18 protein-coding genes and 1 tRNA gene are annotated in these 15,507 nt (G+C 59.9%); 3 read left to right on the top strand and 16 right to left on the bottom strand.

Annotation, left to right across the window (positions count from 1 at the left end; genetic code table 11):
• Nucleotides 1-13: 13 nt before the first annotated feature.
• The 8 genes from dmpG to ENGE1_RS00840 form a co-directional block, all read right to left on the bottom strand.
• On the bottom strand, nt 14-1,030 hold the full coding sequence (gene dmpG / locus ENGE1_RS00805; RefSeq protein WP_043082794.1) for a 4-hydroxy-2-oxovalerate aldolase: 1,017 nt from the start codon (nt 1,028-1,030) through the stop codon (nt 14-16).
• A gap of 10 nt (nt 1,031-1,040) precedes the next feature.
• Nucleotides 1,041-1,973, bottom strand: coding sequence for an acetaldehyde dehydrogenase (acetylating) (locus tag ENGE1_RS00810; RefSeq protein ID WP_043082795.1), 933 nt, complete (start codon nt 1,971-1,973; stop codon nt 1,041-1,043).
• Nucleotides 1,970-2,173 carry a 4-oxalocrotonate tautomerase gene (locus ENGE1_RS00815; protein WP_043082797.1) on the bottom strand — a complete coding sequence of 68 codons (204 nt, stop codon included), beginning with the start codon at nt 2,171-2,173 and terminating at the stop codon, nt 1,970-1,972. Before ENGE1_RS00815 ends, ENGE1_RS00810 begins: the two co-directional genes overlap by 4 nt.
• A gap of 62 nt (nt 2,174-2,235) precedes the next feature.
• Nucleotides 2,236-3,027: a 2-oxo-3-hexenedioate decarboxylase gene (gene dmpH, locus ENGE1_RS00820; protein WP_048253888.1), complete on the bottom strand. Its 792-nt coding sequence runs from the start codon at nt 3,025-3,027 to the stop codon at nt 2,236-2,238.
• A gap of 14 nt (nt 3,028-3,041) precedes the next feature.
• The gene (dmpE, locus tag ENGE1_RS00825; protein WP_048253889.1) at nt 3,042-3,824 is read right to left on the bottom strand and encodes a 2-oxopent-4-enoate hydratase; all 783 of its coding nucleotides are present in this window, start codon (nt 3,822-3,824) and stop codon (nt 3,042-3,044) included.
• A gap of 8 nt (nt 3,825-3,832) precedes the next feature.
• The gene (locus tag ENGE1_RS00830) at nt 3,833-5,287 is read right to left on the bottom strand and encodes a 2-hydroxymuconic semialdehyde dehydrogenase (protein WP_048253890.1); all 1,455 of its coding nucleotides are present in this window, start codon (nt 5,285-5,287) and stop codon (nt 3,833-3,835) included.
• A 36-nt stretch (nt 5,288-5,323) separates the two neighbouring features.
• The gene (locus ENGE1_RS00835) at nt 5,324-6,256 is read right to left on the bottom strand and encodes a catechol 2,3-dioxygenase (protein ID WP_043082801.1); all 933 of its coding nucleotides are present in this window, start codon (nt 6,254-6,256) and stop codon (nt 5,324-5,326) included.
• A gap of 45 nt (nt 6,257-6,301) precedes the next feature.
• The gene (locus tag ENGE1_RS00840) at nt 6,302-6,622 is read right to left on the bottom strand and encodes a 2Fe-2S iron-sulfur cluster-binding protein (RefSeq protein ID WP_043082802.1); all 321 of its coding nucleotides are present in this window, start codon (nt 6,620-6,622) and stop codon (nt 6,302-6,304) included.
• A gap of 235 nt (nt 6,623-6,857) precedes the next feature.
• On the opposite strand from ENGE1_RS00840, the gene ENGE1_RS00845 reads away from it, so the two are divergent.
• Complete coding sequence (locus tag ENGE1_RS00845) at nt 6,858-7,622, top strand: GntR family transcriptional regulator (protein ID WP_197737248.1); 765 nt, start codon at nt 6,858-6,860, stop codon at nt 7,620-7,622.
• Nucleotides 7,623-7,681: 59 nt separating this feature from the next.
• Here ENGE1_RS00845 and eco read toward each other — a convergent pair whose 3' ends face one another.
• The 6 genes from eco to ENGE1_RS00870 all read right to left on the bottom strand — a co-directional run bounded on the left by eco (nt 7,682) and on the right by ENGE1_RS00870 (nt 11,053).
• Entirely contained in the window at nt 7,682-8,161 is a 480-nt protein-coding gene (gene eco / locus ENGE1_RS00850; RefSeq protein WP_043086465.1) for a serine protease inhibitor ecotin, read from the bottom strand.
• Between the two features lie 143 nt (nt 8,162-8,304).
• The gene (locus ENGE1_RS28215; RefSeq protein ID WP_043082803.1) at nt 8,305-8,403 is read right to left on the bottom strand and encodes a YoaK family small membrane protein; all 99 of its coding nucleotides are present in this window, start codon (nt 8,401-8,403) and stop codon (nt 8,305-8,307) included.
• 114 nt (nt 8,404-8,517) lie between these two features.
• Complete coding sequence (locus ENGE1_RS00855) at nt 8,518-8,760, bottom strand: DinI-like family protein (protein WP_045290047.1); 243 nt, start codon at nt 8,758-8,760, stop codon at nt 8,518-8,520.
• Nucleotides 8,761-8,893: 133 nt separating this feature from the next.
• Nucleotides 8,894-8,970 (bottom strand) — tRNA-Pro (locus ENGE1_RS00860).
• 75 nt (nt 8,971-9,045) lie between these two features.
• Nucleotides 9,046-10,806, bottom strand: a complete 1,761-nt coding sequence (yejM, locus tag ENGE1_RS00865; RefSeq protein WP_043082805.1) for an LPS biosynthesis-modulating metalloenzyme YejM — start codon at nt 10,804-10,806, stop codon at nt 9,046-9,048.
• 19 nt (nt 10,807-10,825) lie between these two features.
• A complete protein-coding gene (locus ENGE1_RS00870; RefSeq protein WP_043086466.1) occupies nt 10,826-11,053 on the bottom strand; it encodes a YejL family protein in 228 nt (75 codons plus the stop codon).
• 133 nt (nt 11,054-11,186) lie between these two features.
• Here ENGE1_RS00870 and yejK point away from each other — a divergent pair, with 133 nt between their 5' ends.
• Nucleotides 11,187-12,191 carry a nucleoid-associated protein YejK gene (gene yejK / locus ENGE1_RS00875; RefSeq protein ID WP_043082807.1) on the top strand — a complete coding sequence of 335 codons (1,005 nt, stop codon included), beginning with the start codon at nt 11,187-11,189 and terminating at the stop codon, nt 12,189-12,191.
• Nucleotides 12,192-12,239: 48 nt separating this feature from the next.
• Here yejK and rplY read toward each other — a convergent pair whose 3' ends face one another.
• The gene (gene rplY / locus ENGE1_RS00880) at nt 12,240-12,524 is read right to left on the bottom strand and encodes a 50S ribosomal protein L25 (protein ID WP_043082808.1); all 285 of its coding nucleotides are present in this window, start codon (nt 12,522-12,524) and stop codon (nt 12,240-12,242) included.
• Between the two features lie 129 nt (nt 12,525-12,653).
• Nucleotides 12,654-12,938 (bottom strand): Rdx family protein, encoded by a 285-nt coding sequence (locus ENGE1_RS00885; RefSeq protein ID WP_043082809.1) that lies wholly within the window; start codon nt 12,936-12,938, stop codon nt 12,654-12,656.
• Nucleotides 12,939-13,127: 189 nt separating this feature from the next.
• On the opposite strand from ENGE1_RS00885, the gene ENGE1_RS00890 reads away from it, so the two are divergent.
• Nucleotides 13,128-15,491: a TonB-dependent receptor domain-containing protein gene (locus ENGE1_RS00890; RefSeq protein ID WP_048253891.1), complete on the top strand. Its 2,364-nt coding sequence runs from the start codon at nt 13,128-13,130 to the stop codon at nt 15,489-15,491.
• Nucleotides 15,492-15,507: the final 16 nt, after the last annotated feature.

A 15,507-nucleotide genomic window follows, 5' to 3' on the forward strand; every position in this document is an offset into this window, starting at 1 on the left:
GCGGGGCGCTTCGTCAGCGGTTGCGCAGATCCAGCGCAACGTCGACGATCATATCCTCCTGACCGCCCACCATCTTACGCTTGCCAAGCTCGACCAGAATATCCACGGTATTGAGATGATACTTCTGCGCGGCGGTCTCCGCGTGGCGTAAAAAGCTTGAGTAGACGCCCGCGTAGCCGAGGGCCAGCGTATCGCGATCGAGACGCACCGGGCGCGTTTGCAGCGGCCGGACGATGTTTTCCGCCGCGTCCATCAGGCGGTAAAGATCGCAGCCGTGCCGCCAGCCGAGCTTATTGGCCACGGCAATGAACGCCTCCAGCGGCGCATTGCCCGCGCCGGCGCCCATCCCCGCAAGGCTTGCGTCGATGCGATCGCAGCCCTCTTCAACCGCCACCACGGAGTTGGCAACGCCCAGCGCCAGGTTGTGGTGCGCATGCATACCGGTCAGGGTTTCCGGCCTGAGCACCTCCTTCAGCGCGCGGAAGCGGGCGCGGACATCGTCCATGGTCATCGCCCCGGCGGAGTCCACCACGTAGATGCAGGTGGCGCCGTAGCTCTCCATCAGCTTGGCCTGTTTTGCCAGATTTTGCGGCGTGGTCATGTGGCTCATCATCAGAAAGCCGACCGTATCCATCCCCAGCAGGCGCGCCTGCTCGATATGCTGGCGCGAAACATCGGCCTCGGTGCAGTGGGTCGCCACGCGTACCAGGCGAACGCCTGCATCGTGGGCGTTGTGCAGATCGTGCACGGTACCGATGCCCGGGATCAGCAGCGTCGCCAGCATCGCCCGCGAGGTTGACTCGGCGGCGGCGGCGATCATCTCCAGATCGGAATGTTTGCTGAAGCCGTAGTTAAAGCTGGAGCCTGACAGGCCGTCGCCGTGGGCGATTTCAATGGAGTCCACGCCGGCCCGATCCAGCGCGCTGACCACGGCGCGGATCTGCTCCAGCGTATACTGATGGCGGACGGCGTGGCTGCCGTCGCGCAGCGTGACGTCGGAAATAAACAGTTTTTTCTCAATTGCGCTCATCGCCAGCTCCTTACAGTAAACGCGTTTGCGCCAGACGCTCTGCGCAGGCCTTAGCGGCAGAGGTCATGATATCCAGATTCCCGGCGTAGGCGGGGAGGTAGTCCGCGGCGCCTTCCACTTCAATGAAGATTGACGTTTTTAAGCCCGTCATACGCCCCAGGCCGGGGATGGTGAGCGGATTATTGTCGTCAAACAGATCGAACTGCACTTTCTGCTTCAGGCGATAGCCGGGCACGTATTTCTGAATAGCGGCGGCCATCTCCTCCACGCTCGCCTCAATCGCGGCGCGGTCGGCCGGATCGCTGAGGGTAAAGACGGTATCGCGCATCATCACCGGCGGTTCGGCAGGATTGAGCACGATGATGGCCTTACCGCGCGTGGCGCCGCCGACTTTCTCTATTGCGCTGGAGGTTGTTTCGGTGAACTCATCAATGTTGGCGCGGGTGCCGGGGCCCGCGGAGCGGCTGGATATTGACGCTACAATTTCGGCGTAGTGCACTTTCGTGACCCGGGAGACGGCGGCAACCATCGGAATGGTCGCCTGGCCGCCGCAGGTCACCATATTGATGTTGGGCGCATCCAACTGGTCATTGAGGTTGATCGCCGGCACCACGTAGGGGCCGATAGCCGCGGGCGTTAAGTCAATCACCCGCACGCCGTGCTGCTGAAGCAGCTGATTATTGTGCAGATGCGCCGAGGCCGACGTGGCGTCAAAAACGATTTTGATGTCGCTGAAGCCGGGCATGGCAATCAGCCCCTCCACGCCGCTGCTGATGGCGGTCACGCCCATGCGCGCGGCGCGCGCCAGGCCGTCTGATGCCGGGTCGATGCCGACCAGCGCGGCAACCTCCAGGCTGGCGCTGTTATGCAGAATTTTTATCATCAAATCGGTGCCGATATTGCCCGAACCGATAATGGCGACTTTTACCTTTCCCTGACTCATTTGCTATCGCCTCCCGCCGCTTTTCCTTTTGCCTTACCCGCGACGCCCCAGTGGCTCGCAGGCAGCTCGTAAATCAGCACCCGCACGCTTTCGCGCGGCGCGTCCAGCGCCTGTACGGCGCCGTCGGTGAGTGCGGCAATAAGTTTCTCTTTCTGGGCGTCGCTGCGCCCTTCGATAAGGTTGACCTGAATAATTGGCATTGTTTTTTTCCCCGGTGCTGGCAGGCGCCTCTGCGGCTGCAAAAGCGCCTGTAATCATGTAACTAGCGGGTAAACCGCACGGATAAACTGCCCAGATTCTGATAGCTGACGGTGATGCTGTCGCCCGCGCTGACCGGCACGGCCTCGGTCATGCCGCCGGTGAGAATAAGCGTCCCCGCCGGGATCTCCTGGCCGCGCGCGCCCAGCATATTCGCCAGCATCGCTACGCTGCTGGCCGGGTGTCCGAGCACCGCCGAACCGGCGGCGGTGGCAACCACTTCGCCATTTTTATGCATCACCACGCCGAGATTGCGCAGGTCGAGCCCCATCGGGCTGCGGCTATAGCCGCCGAGCACATAGCGGGCGGAAGAGGTGTTATCGGCAATCACGCTTTTCAGATCGAAGCGGAAATCCTTGTAGCGCGAGTCGATAACCTCCAGCGCGGGCAGCACGAAGTCGGTTGCCGCCAGCACGTCGCCGATGTGGCAGCCCGGGCCCTTAAGCGGGCGCCTGGTCACAAAGGCAATTTCCGCCTCGACCTTCGGATGAATCAGCTCAGAGCAGGCGATTTCGCCGCCGTCCGCCACCGAGCCATAGTCGGTAATGAAGCCGTGGATTGCTTCGGTTACGCCCATCTGCTTCATCTTGGCGTGGGACGTCAGGCCCATTTTGAGGCCGCTTATCTGCACGCCGCGCGCCACTTTGCGGGCGCGGATAATATCCTGAATGGCGTAGGCGTCCTCCCAGTCCATATCGGGATACTGGTCGGTAATTTTGATCACTTCTTTGCGCTGCAGCTCCGCCTCTTCCAGATAGGTTGCCAGCTGCTCGCGCGTTGTTTGGCTCAGATTCATAATGTGTCCCTTACTCAAATAAAACGCGCGCTGACGGTACCGAGACCGCCGAGGCTGATAGCGAGGCTGTCTCCGGCGCTGACGGGCACCATCGCCGCCAGCGAGCCGGAGAGGATTATCTCGCCGGCATTCAGCGGAATATCCAGCGCCCCCAGCGTATTTGCCAGCCACGCCACGGCATTGGCCGGATGTCCCAGCGCTGCGGCTCCGGCCCCGGTATCCACCACCTCGCCGTTTTTCTCAAGGGTCATACCCACCAGCGCCAGATCCAGGCCGTGCGGCGACAGGGCGCTGTCGCCGACCACGATAAGGCCGGAGGAGGCGTTATCGGCCACCGTATCCTGAATCGTGATTTTCCAGTCGCGGATGCGGGAGTCGACCACCTCAATGCAGGGCACCACCAGCTCGGTGGCGGCGAGCACGTCGGCGATGGTGACGCCGGGGCCGATCAAGTCGCGCTTGAGAATAAAGGCGATTTCGCCTTCCGCCTTCGGGGCAATCAGCGTGCGGGTATCAATGGCCGCGCCGTGGTTGCAGACCATGCCGGAGGTCAGCATGCCGAAATCGGGCTGATGGACGTCCAGCATCTTCATGACCACTTTGCTGGTGACGCCGATCTTTTTGCCCACGATCTGCTCACCGGTTGCCTCCAGGCGGCGGGCGATCATCTGCTGCTGGATCCGGTAGGCGTCCTCAATGGTCAGCGTCGGATCGTCGGCGATCAGCGGGCCTATCGGGCGGCGGTTTTTCCACGCCTCGTAGAGGAGGTTCCCGTAGCGAACTAATTTCTCTTCCATTGTGTACCTCACAGCTTGACGCAGATATTGCGGGTTTCGGTGTAGAACTCGTAGGTGTGCGAACCGCCTTCGCGGCCGATGCCCGACTGCTTCGCGCCGCCGAACGAGGTGCGCAGATCGCGCAGGAACCAGCTGTTGATCCAGAAAATGCCCACCTCAATGGCGCTGCCCAGGCGATGGGCGCGGCTGACGTCCGTGGTCCACGCAGTGCAGGCCAGGCCGTAGGGAGTATTGTTGGCCAGCGCGATAGCCTCCTCTTCGGTATCGAACGGCGCGAGGTGGACGCAGGGGCCAAAAATTTCCTCGCGGATCACCGCCGACGTCTCCGGCAGGCCGGTCCAGATAGTGGGCTTAACCCACGCGCCCTCGGCAAGCGCGCCGGGCAGCTGCCAGCGTTCGCCGCCGGTGACGACGGTGGCGCCGTCGGCTTTGGCCTTCTCGTAGTAGGAGAGCACTTTGCTGTAGTGCTCCTGGGAGACCAGCGGGCCGAAGTTAACGCCTTCGTCCCACGGATTGCCGGGCCTGAGGCTCTCGGCGCTCTTTTTCAGCGCGGCGACAAAGCGGTCAAAAATAGGCCGCTCCACGTAGACGCGCTCGGTGCCGAGGCACACCTGGCCGGTATTTTCGAAGGCGGAGCGGGTTATTCCGGCGACGGCCTTATCGAAATCGCAGTCGGCAAACACCAGTCCGGCGTTTTTGCCGCCCAGTTCAAAAGAGACGGGGCGCACGCCTTTCGCCGCCGCCTTCATAATGGCTTCGCCGGTGCGGGTTTCGCCGGTAAAGGTAATGCCGTCGACGTCGGGATGCTCGGTCAGATACGCGCCCGCCGAGTCGGGGCCGAAACCGTGGACCAGGTTAAAGACGCCGGGCGGCAGGCCGACGGTTTCCATGACTTCCGCCAGCAGCGTCGCGGTGGCAGGCGTCACTTCGGACGGCTTCACCACCACGGTGTTGCCGCAGGCCAGCGCCGGGCCCACTTTCCAGGTCATCAGCAGCAGCGGCAGGTTCCACGGGCTGATAACGGCGATGACGCCGCGCGGCGTGCGCACACCATAGTTGATGGCTTTGCCGCCGTCCGGCGTATCAAAGGTGTAGCTTTCGGTGGGAAAGCGCATGCTTAAATCCGCCAGATCGCGGAAGTTCTCACCGCCGCGCGGAATATCGACCCGGCTTGCCAGCCCCTTCGGCTTACCGGTATCGGCGATTTCTGCCGCCAGAAAGTCGTCGAAGCGGCGGTGGATTTCATCGGCGACGGCAACCAGCATGTTGCAGCGCTGCTGCTGGGTCATTTTACCCCACGGGCCGCCGAGCGCGGCGCGCGCGGCCTTCACGGCGGCATCCACTTCCGCTTTACCGGCTTCGTACACCATGCCCACCAGCGTGTTATCGACCGGATTGCGGTCTTCGAACTGCTTCGCCGTCGTGACCCACTGGCCGTTAATGTAGTTTCTGAACATTTTCATTCGCTAGAGCTCCTTAATTAAATGTCTATTCCTCAATCAGGTCACAACGGTCAGAAAGGCTTCATTGAGCTGGCGGGCGTGGTAGAAAATGCCTTTGCCCAGTTCGTTAAGATCCCAGTGAATAACCGGTTTATCGGGGTACTGAATGTAGCCGCCGCAGAAGACCTCGTTGCGGTTGCCTGATGGATCGAAAAAGTAAATGGTGGTGCCGCGGGTGATGCCGTGGCGGGTAGGGCCGATATCCAGCGAGACGTTGTTCATCGAGATAAGATCCGCCGCGCGCAGGACATCGCTCCAGGAGTCGAGGTAGAAGGAGATATGGTGCAGCTTGCCCTTTTCCGGATAGCGGATGAAGGCCACGTCGTGCGCCTTGTTGGCGCAGGCGAAAAAGGCCCCGGCCAGCTGGCCGTTCTCGTCGACGACCTTCTCGCTCATATCGAAGCCGAGCACTTCGGTGAACAGTTTTGTGGTGCCGTCCACGTCATCGCCGTACAGCAGGCAGTGGTCGAAGCGCGTCGGCGACATGCCGATCATACCGTGCTGCGGCCACGGCTCCGGGTTGGTGTAGCCCACTTCGCAGGGAATGATATCTTTGTGGGCGTACAGCTCCATCGTGTGGCCGGTCGGGATCACAAAGCTGAAGCGCTCGCCGGTGCCCGGATCGTCACCCGCCGGGATCCATTTGCAGTCGGTGCACAGCCCGGAGTCGAGAATATCCTGCGCAACCTGCTTCATGACCTCCGGCGACATGACCCGCCAGCCCATGTAATCGATTCCGGCCCGATCGGCTTCGCGCAGGATCACGCTGTGATGTTCCCACTCGTCCCACGCTTTGAGAAACACGCGGCCCCGGCTGTCGCGGGTGACCTCACGCAGGCCGACGACCGAGGTGTAGTGCCTGACGGCCTCATCCAGATCAAGCACCCGGATGGCGACATGGCCTGGTCGTAATACGCCTCTGATAGGCATAGCTCTTCTCCTTAATTATTTTGTAGGGTACGACGTTGAGCGGAATTAGCCGGCGCGCGCGGTGCCGTACTTTTCCATCTTGTATTTCATCTTTTCAGACACCCTGAGCACGAGGGGGCCGCGCGGATAGCAGCAGCAGGCGAGGACAATGCCTTTTTGCCGCTCCCCGGCGCTGAGCGCAGAGGCGCTCATCTTTTTGCAAACCCACTTACCGCGCAGGATCTCTATTTTGCAGATCCCGCAGCCGCCGCCCCGGCAGCCCACCGCGATCCCTTTCTTGCCCGCGCCCTCCATGCCGCGCAGCAGATCTTTGTCTGCCGGACACTGATATTCCTGCTGCAGGTTCTGGACCTCTATGCGAAACATGGCGCGCTCCGTTGCGGTTGTTGTTACGTGAATGTTGACTCGTTGTGTATTACTTATGCGCCGACAAATGTAGATAATCAATTTTAATATCGAGATTTTTATCTAATCTTGTATATTTTGTGAAGTAATACACAATTATCGTGTGGGTAATTAGGATGTTTGCCGATCGGCAGGCAGGTGTTTACTATGAACAGGCTTCAGACGAGTTGATTTCCTGCTAATAAGGTCAGGTACCGTGATCGAAACGAAAAGTAAAAAGAACCCTTCATTTACGCTGGCGGCGAGCGGGCCCGGTGCAGGAGGGCAGAAGAAGGCCGCGCCATTGTCGGGGAAGACCCTGGTACTTGCCACCTATGAACGATTGCGCAACGACATTATTGCGGGCGTGCTGGCGCCGGGAAGCCGCCTGCGGGTGGAGCATCTGAAAGAGGTGTATGAGGCGGGGGCGGGCACTCTGCGCGAAGCGCTGGCGCTGCTGGTCTCTGACGCGCTGGTGAACACCTACGGCCAGCGGGGCTTCTGGGTAAAACCCATCTCGCTGGAGGATTTTGCCGACCTGACGGAAAAGCGGATTTTACTGGAGACCGACGCGCTTCGTCTGTCGCTCAAAAACGGCGACGACGACTGGGAGGCGGAGCTGGTGAGCGCCTATTATCGCCTGAGTAAAGCCGAGGCCCGGCTTGACGGCAGCGCGGGGGCATTTGAGGAGTGGGAAGTCTGCAACCGGCTGTTCCACGAGGCGGCGCTGAGCGCCTGCGGCTCCCGCTGGAGCCACTATTTTTTATCCATTCTCTATCATCAGACCGAGCGCTATCGCCGTCTGATGATCACGGAGCATCCGGTGCCCCGCGATGTTCATCACGAACATGAGGCCATCTACAGCGCCTGTATCGCCCGCGATGCAGAAGCGGCCTGCGCCAGCCTCGCGGCGCATATCCAGGCAAACTACAGCGCCATCAGCCGGCTGCCGGAGAGCGTATTCAGGCCCTCTGAGGAGTAGACATAAAAAAGCCGCCTTTCATGAGGCGGCCCGCTGGTTAAGCGCAACGCGACAGGCGGTTAGCGCACTTCGGCTTTCTTAATGGCGTCTTGCGCCTTCCAGACCCGGTATTTTACGTCAAGATTATCCGGCGTATAGACCACCACCGGCAGCTTGCTGTTATAGCGCAGCAGGGCGCGGTCGCCGAGGTAGGCGGTGACGAACTTCTGCGTTTTCTTACCGTCCGGGCAGGCCATCATGGTAGAAGCCGGCTCGCTCACTTTATCAAAGACGTAATAGTCATAGCCCCAGCCTTCCAGCGTTTTGCTCTCCAGCTGACCGCCCAGGCGGTGCAGATTGCAGTCCACATCCATCATCTTGCCAATCAGCAGCTCCACGCGGTAACCGGCTTCATCCTTCTGCGCTGGCAGCGTAATGACCTGACGCTTCATGCCTTTCTCCGCCTGCGGGTAGGGCGCAATTTTTTCCAGCGGCTGGCTGGTAGCGGCAAAAGCGGAAAGGCTGGTAGCGGCCAGAAGTACGGCAGCGAGCGAAGTCATCTTTTTCACGGTTCATCCCTTAAGAAATTAATCACCGGGGGATCATAGCACTATAAAGACTATGGGTAAGCTGATTTACTGATATTTGCAGTTCTGCTGGTGGTATCTGCTGTCGGAACGGGCGTTATCAGCGGCCCATGCCATCAGGAGCCGGGCGTAGCGTAACCGCCGATTGTAAACCACGCCAGAAAGGCCACGGCGACAATAAAGACCAGGATAGGGAAAGCGATACCGATACGCATGGATAATGACCTCGTGCAGATGTGAAAAGTATGTTCTTAATTTGTGGTTATTATCCATCAGATGGCGCGGGAAGGGAACCCAGGGGGCCGGATGCGTCAACGGCCCGTTATCATTTAGTCCTCAGCCAGCCACATATCGGCCTCATCGAACATCTCGGCGACAATGGCGCTGATGCGCTCCTTCTCATGCTTGCTGGCGTCGGTATTAATGGCCGGCAGGGTCATCATTGGCTTAACCCGCACGTCGGCATCGGGAAACGCCCGGGTGATACGCTTGTCGAGCTCCGCCAGAATTTTCTCCCGCGCGCCCGGCAGACCCTCAAAATTCCTTTTGTCGTACACTAATTCTACAAACATCACTCACCTCGGATACTGTATTTATATACAGATATCATACTGTGGAATTTGCAGCTGTCAAAGGATTGCAGTGGCGGGAGATGAACGACGGGCATAAAAAAACCAGCCCGAAGGCTGGTTTTCTGAAAAGAGTTGGTCGGCACGAGAGGATTTGAACCTCCGACCCCCGACACCCCATGACGGTGCGCTACCAGGCTGCGCTACGTGCCGACGCAGGACGCTAATACTACCTTTTTCGCCGCTGAATGCAAGCGTGCGCTGACTGAGTGATTCATAAATAATCAACTAGTTAGCGATAAAGCGTTTTTCATCCGTCAGCACCTGCAGCAGAAGGCTCAGCTGCGTCCGCTGATTGTCGATTTTATCGCCGTCGAGGTCATAGGTGCGATAGCTGCCGTTGTGCTTGAGCACCACGGTCACCTGCGGCGTAGTGATCGCCAGGTTGTCGCTGCTGGCGGCGGTCACCCAGTTGTGGCGGCGGCGGGCGCTGAACAGATCGCGACCCTGGGAGTATTCATTAGCCGGCGTACTGACGTGCAGCAGGCGCTGCATCAGGGTGGTCATCACATCTTTATGATCGGTCAGCGTCGCAATTTCCTGCGCCGGCGTGCCCGGCCAGTGGATGACCAGCGGCACCTGCAGGCGCGAGCGGGACCAGTCGAAATCCCCGCCGTCGCCGTTGAGCGGCACGCCGTGGGCGCCGGTGATGATCACCACCGTATTCTCAAGCTTACCGGAATCCTTCAGCGCGTCGAGCACGCGGGCGATTTGCGCATCGACGCCGCCCGCAGCGCGGGCGTAGCGGCGGGCAAAGCTCTGCTGCTGGCCGTCATCAATGGTGGTGCCGTTAAAGGAGATCCACGAGAACCAGCGGTTCTCCTCTTGGGCGTAGCTGCCGAGCCAGTTGATCCACTGGCTGGCGGTCTGCGCGTCGCTCTGGGTTTTGGCCGGCGGCAGGGAGAAGTCGGAGAGCAGCGCCTGGCGGTAAATCGGGCTGCTGAAGCCGTCAGAGGAGAACAGGCCAAGCTGGTAACCCTGCTGGTTGAGCGCTGAGATTAGCGCCGCCGGCGTGCGCGTAGAGAGTATGCCGTCGGTATAGGCCGGCGAGATACCGTAGAACAGGCCAAAGATGCCGCTGTCGGTATCGTTGCCCGCGCTCATGTGCTGGGTGAAGTTGATGTTCTGCTGCGCGAAGTCGGCAAGCTTCGGCATCTGTTTTTCAAAGCGCGAATAGTTGAGGCCGTCGACGGTGATCAGCAGCACGTTCTGGCCGGTGCCGAGATCGCGAAAGCGCAGATCGCTCAGCGGATACTGAACGGAGACCGCCTCGGGGTCGCCCTGTTCAACCAGCCGACGCTGGTACTCTTCCGCATTCAGCAGGCCGTGTTTCTCCAGGAAGCGGCGGGCGGTCATCGGATAGGAGAGCGGCAGATTAGCGCGCTGCATGGTGATTGGGCGATAGAAGTTGGCGTCCGCCCAGATATACATTAAATGGGTGGCGATAAAGGCCGCAAACAGGAAACACGCCACCGGGCGGGCGTAGTGGCGGCGGCGCGCCAGGCTGCGCAGCTTTTGCCAGCTCCAGGTCGCCATCAGCATCTCGATCAGAAATATCACCGGCACGCTGATAAACATCAGCTGCCAGTCGCGGGCCATCTCATTCTGATCGGGGTTTATCACCAGCTCCCACACGACCGGATTGAGGTGCAGGTGAAAGCGGGTAAAGACCTCGCTGTCTACCAGCAGCAGGGTCATGCCCGCGGTGGCGAGAATAACCGACAAAAACCGCATCAGCCGCTGGGAGAGGGCGATAAAGGTGAGCGGAAACAGGATCAGCAGGTAGACGGCAAAGACCAGAAAGCTGAAGTGGCCCAGCAGGCTGATATAGGAGTATATCCGGCCCGCCAGAGTGGTCGGCCAGTCGGCGACAAACAGATAGCGGCTACCGAGAAGCGAGGCCAGTAAAATGTTGAACAGGGCAAACCAGTGCCCCCAACTGACCATCTGGGACACTTTTTCGCGATAGGGCTGACGATGAGTCACCATAACCTGTGTTTCGTTTTCCTTAGTGGGCCGGATCGTCGCTGATAGAGGACTGCAGCGCCTGCGAGAACGAGCGGGCGATAGCCTCGCGCTGCGCGGGCGCGACGCTTGTGTTAATCAGATTTGTCACCATATTACCCAGCACCATCAGTGAAAGGTCGGTGGGCGCTTTGTGTTTCTCCAGCACGTTGGCCAGTTCACTCAGCAGTTGTTCTACGTGTTCGTCACTATAGCGGGAAATTTGCGGCATAAATCCAAAATCAGTCTGTTCGTGGAAGGGCAACATATTACCGTAGCGGCAGCTTTTTTTCCCCTTTTTTTCGACTTTACACCGTCCTGCCCGCAGTGGTTGAATACCGCCACGTCTAAGAGGAGAGTTTATCATGAGTCTGGATATCAACCAGATTGCCCTGCATCAGCTTATTAAGCGCGACGAGCAGAATCTTGAGCTGGTGCTGCGCGATAGCCTGCTGGAGCCGGGCGCGGCCGCCGAAGAGATGATGGCGGAGCTGCACCGGGTCTACAGCGCCAAGAATAAGGCCTATGGCCTGTTTACCGAAGAGAGCGAGCTGGCCGAGGCGCTGCGCGCGCACCGCCGCGGCGACGACGACTTCCTCGCCTTCAGCCGGGCCGCCACCGGCCGCCTGCGCGACGAGCTGGCAAAGTACCCGTTCGCCGATGGCGGCATCGTGCTGTTCTGCCACTACCGCTATCTGGCGGTTGAATATCTGCTGGTGGCAGTGCTCAACAACCTGAGCAGCATGCGGGTGAACGAGCAGCTGGACATCAGCGCCACTCACTATCTGGACATCAACCACGCCGATATCGTGGCCCGCATTGACCTGACCGAGTGGGAAACCAACCCTGAATCCAGCCGTTATCTGACGTTCCTGAAAGGGCGGGTAGGGCGCAAAGTTGCCGACTTCTTTATGGACTTCCTCGGCGCCAGCGAAGGCCTGAACGCTAAGGCCCAGAACCGCGGCCTGCTGCAGGCGGTGGACGACTTTACCGCGGAAGCGGAGCTTGATAAGTCCGAGCGGCAGAACGTGCGCCAGCAGGTGTACACCTACTGCAACGAACAGCTGCAGGCGGGGGAAGAGATTGAGCTGGCGTCGCTGTCAAACGAGCTCGCCGGCGTCAGCGACGTGAGCTTCCAGGCGTTTACCGCCGATAAGGGCTACGAGCTGGAAGAGAGCTTCCCGGCGGACCGCAGCACCCTGCGCCAGCTTACCAAGTACGCCGGCAGCGGCGGCGGGCTGACTATCAATTTCGACGCCCTGCTGCTGGGCGAGCGCATCTTCTGGGATCCGGCCACCGATACTCTGACCATCAAGGGGACGCCGCCGAACCTGCGCGACCAGCTCAGCCGCCGCAGCGGCGGAAAATAGGCAACAAAAAACCCCGCCGCGGCGGGGTTTTTCTCAACTCGCTGACGCTTACGCGCGAACGAAGTCGATGTGAGACAGTTTCGGCTTGAACGCGTGACGCTGAACGGCCTGAACCTTCACTTTCTCTTCTTTACCATCAACAACGATGGTCAGAACTTCGCTGTAGAACTCAGGTTTGGTCTGCATGTTCCAGACTTTGTCCTGGTCCAGCTCGATAGCAACCGGCTCACCTTTGCCACCGTAAACGATAGCCGGGAACTTGTTAGCTGCGCGCAGGCGGCGGCTCGCACCCTTACCCTGCTCTTTACGTGCTTGTGCTTCAATAGTAAACATTGAGTTTCTCTCTGTATGATAAATCCTGCTACAGGCGACCCAGCAGCAGGCAGTTGTTCTGCTTTGCGTATGCAAAAGCGGGCGGCATTATAGCTTTCAACGGCGCGCAGGGCAATGGAAAAGGCGGCGCTACTTTTTAGCCTCAAGGTGGCCCAGCGTTTTTTCCGGGAAGCAGACATCGCGCACGCGCCGCTTAAGTTCCGCGGCATCGGGGAAACCGCCGTCCCGCTTGCGCTCCCAGATGACCTCGCCGTCGGCCTCAATGCGAAAAATTCCCCCGGTGCCGGGCACCAAAGTCACCGCCGCAATATCGTCGCTAAAGCTGTGCAATAGCTCCTGGGCCATCCAGGTCGCCCGCAGCATCCAGTTGCACTGGGTGCAGTAGCGGATCGTCACTGTCGGTTTATTGCTCATGATTTCTTACTTCCATAGAGAGTTGATAACGGCGTAGTTACTAACTGATTGCAAATGATAATTCATATCATTATTATTCTCATCATAATAACACCATGACGTCCTCGTTTTCACTTTTTTACATCGCAGCACGGACGCGTCCGGAAGACCAGTGTGGGCCAATACTAATAATTATACAGGCTTGAATAAATGCGTAAGACAACACTCCCCCGCGACGGCTGGCAGAAAAGCCTGCTCGCCGCTTCTCTGTTCGCAGCAATCTACCACCTTCCCGCCGGCGCCGCCGACGCGACACCGCAAAAGCAGGGGGCGTCCGACGGTGCCGCCGAAGAGCTGGTGGTGACCGCCCGCGCGCCGGCGCTTAAAGCCGGCAGCGACCGCACCCTCACCGCCGACGATCTGCAGAAAAAGGGCGCCAACGACTTCGGCTCCATCATGCGCTACGAGCCGCTGATTAGCGCTACCGGTGCCAGCGGCGGCTCCGGCAACGGCAAAAGCGGCTTCGATCGCGGCGGCTATACCGGCTACAACATTCGCGGCCTGGAGAGCAACCGGGTCGGCATCGACATTGACGGTATTCCGACGCCGAACGCAACGGGGCGCAGCTACGTCAGCCGCAGCGGCAACAACACGTTTGGCATTGGCCGCGACTACATTGACCCGTACATGTACGGCAATATCAATATCCAGTCCGGGGCCACCTCGGTGGATAACACCAACACCTCCATCGGCGGCAGCGTCTCCTTCCTGCCGAAATCGCCGGACAGCTACCTGCGTCCGGATAAGCAGACCTACTTCGGCTATCAGACCGATTACGATTCCGAAGACCGCAGCTGGCACAACGGCATTACCGGCGCCGCCGGAGACGACACCCTGCGCGGCATTTTCGTCTACAGCCGCCGGGACGGGCAGGAGTCGCGCATCAACGGCAGCCGCGACGCCTATCCGGCCAACTGGCACTCCGACGCGATGATGGCCTCCGGCATCTGGCAGCCCAACGACCAGCACAAGATAACCGGCACCGTGGACTACTACCACAAGGCCAACCATACCCATTACGACAGCTGGGACAGCAGCGGCAGCGCCATTACCGGCACCGCGCAGCAGACCAGCCAGAGCCGCCGCTGGGGCACCAGCCTGAAGGACGACTGGACGCCGATGAACGACTGGCTCGACAGCGCATCGACCAAAATCTACTACCAGCACACCGAGGCCCACGACCGGACCTTCATGCCGGACAGCTTTACGCCGCAGGTCATGCAGACCGTCTATTCCGATTACGATACCGATACCTGGGGACTCACTAACGCCCTGAACAAGACGCTCGGCCGCCACGAACTGAGCGCGGGCTTTAACGCCAGTACTACCAAGACCAGGCGGCCGTTCAGGCAGTCGCCCATCGTCAGCCCGTTCAGCGAAATCATGCAGCCGGAGGCCAACAGCCGCAGCTATACGCTGGGCGGCTTTGCTCAGGACAAGATTGGCTTTGACCTCGGCGGTCACGACGCGGCGATCGTTCCCGGCGTCCGCGTCGCATATCAGTCGGTCAAGCCGCGCGACGTCGGCAGCCTGACCACCAACAGCAGCGTGCTGACTTCCGACCAGGTTTCCGACCTGTACGAGAAGAACTCGGACACCAAAGTGCTGCCCTCCCTGACGCTGCAGTACAACCTGACGCCGCGCCTGCTGACCTACATTGAGTACAGGCGCGGGGCGCAGTTCCCTAACGCCAGCCAGTTGTTCGGTTCCTGGAACATGGGCTCGACCTACGCCGGACGCGCGCAGTATGCGCTGATCGGCAACAGCGACCTGAAGACCGAGACCAGCAACAACCTGGAGTGGGGCCTGAAAGGGGAGGTGGTCGACGGCGTCACCGTCAACACCTCGCTGTTCTATAACACCTACAAAGACTTTATCGCCTACACCCGCTACACCCGCGCCGGAAATCCGGCGATGTTCACCCGGGTACCGCCGAATATCTACACCACCTACCAGGCGGAAAACCGCGACAAGGCCTATATCTGGGGCGGGGAAATCACCACCCGCATCAACTACGGGACCTGGTTTAAAGAAGTGGACGGTCTGAGCACTATCCTCAGCTACGGCTACAGCGAAGGCAAGTCGAAGTCCAGCTACGCCGGGGATAAGTACATTGACCTCGACAGCGTGCCGCCGATGAAGGCGATAGTGGGCATGGCGTGGGACGACCCGAACAAGCAGTACGGCACGGCGCTGACCGCCACTTTCGTCAAGGGCAAGCGCGCCGATGTGACGACGCGCGAATCCTACAGCAACAGCGGCACGCCGCTGGCGAAATCGACCGACCGCTACATGCGGGTGCCGGGCTACGGCCTGCTGGACTGGACCGCCTACTGGCAGGTGGCGAAGAACGTCAAGCTTAACGGCGGTATCTACAACATTACCGACCGCAAGTACTGGGACTATCTCAACAGCCGCAACCAGGAGCTGAACACCGCGCAGGACGCCAACGATAAGGCGCTCTCGGTGATGCCGGGCCGCACCTGGCAGCTCGGGGTCAACGTCGACTTCTGATCGTCAACCTCCGGCG

The organism is Pluralibacter gergoviae ATCC 33028 = NBRC 105706 (assembly GCF_001598855.1).
GTDB lineage: Bacteria > Pseudomonadota > Gammaproteobacteria > Enterobacterales > Enterobacteriaceae > Pluralibacter > Pluralibacter gergoviae.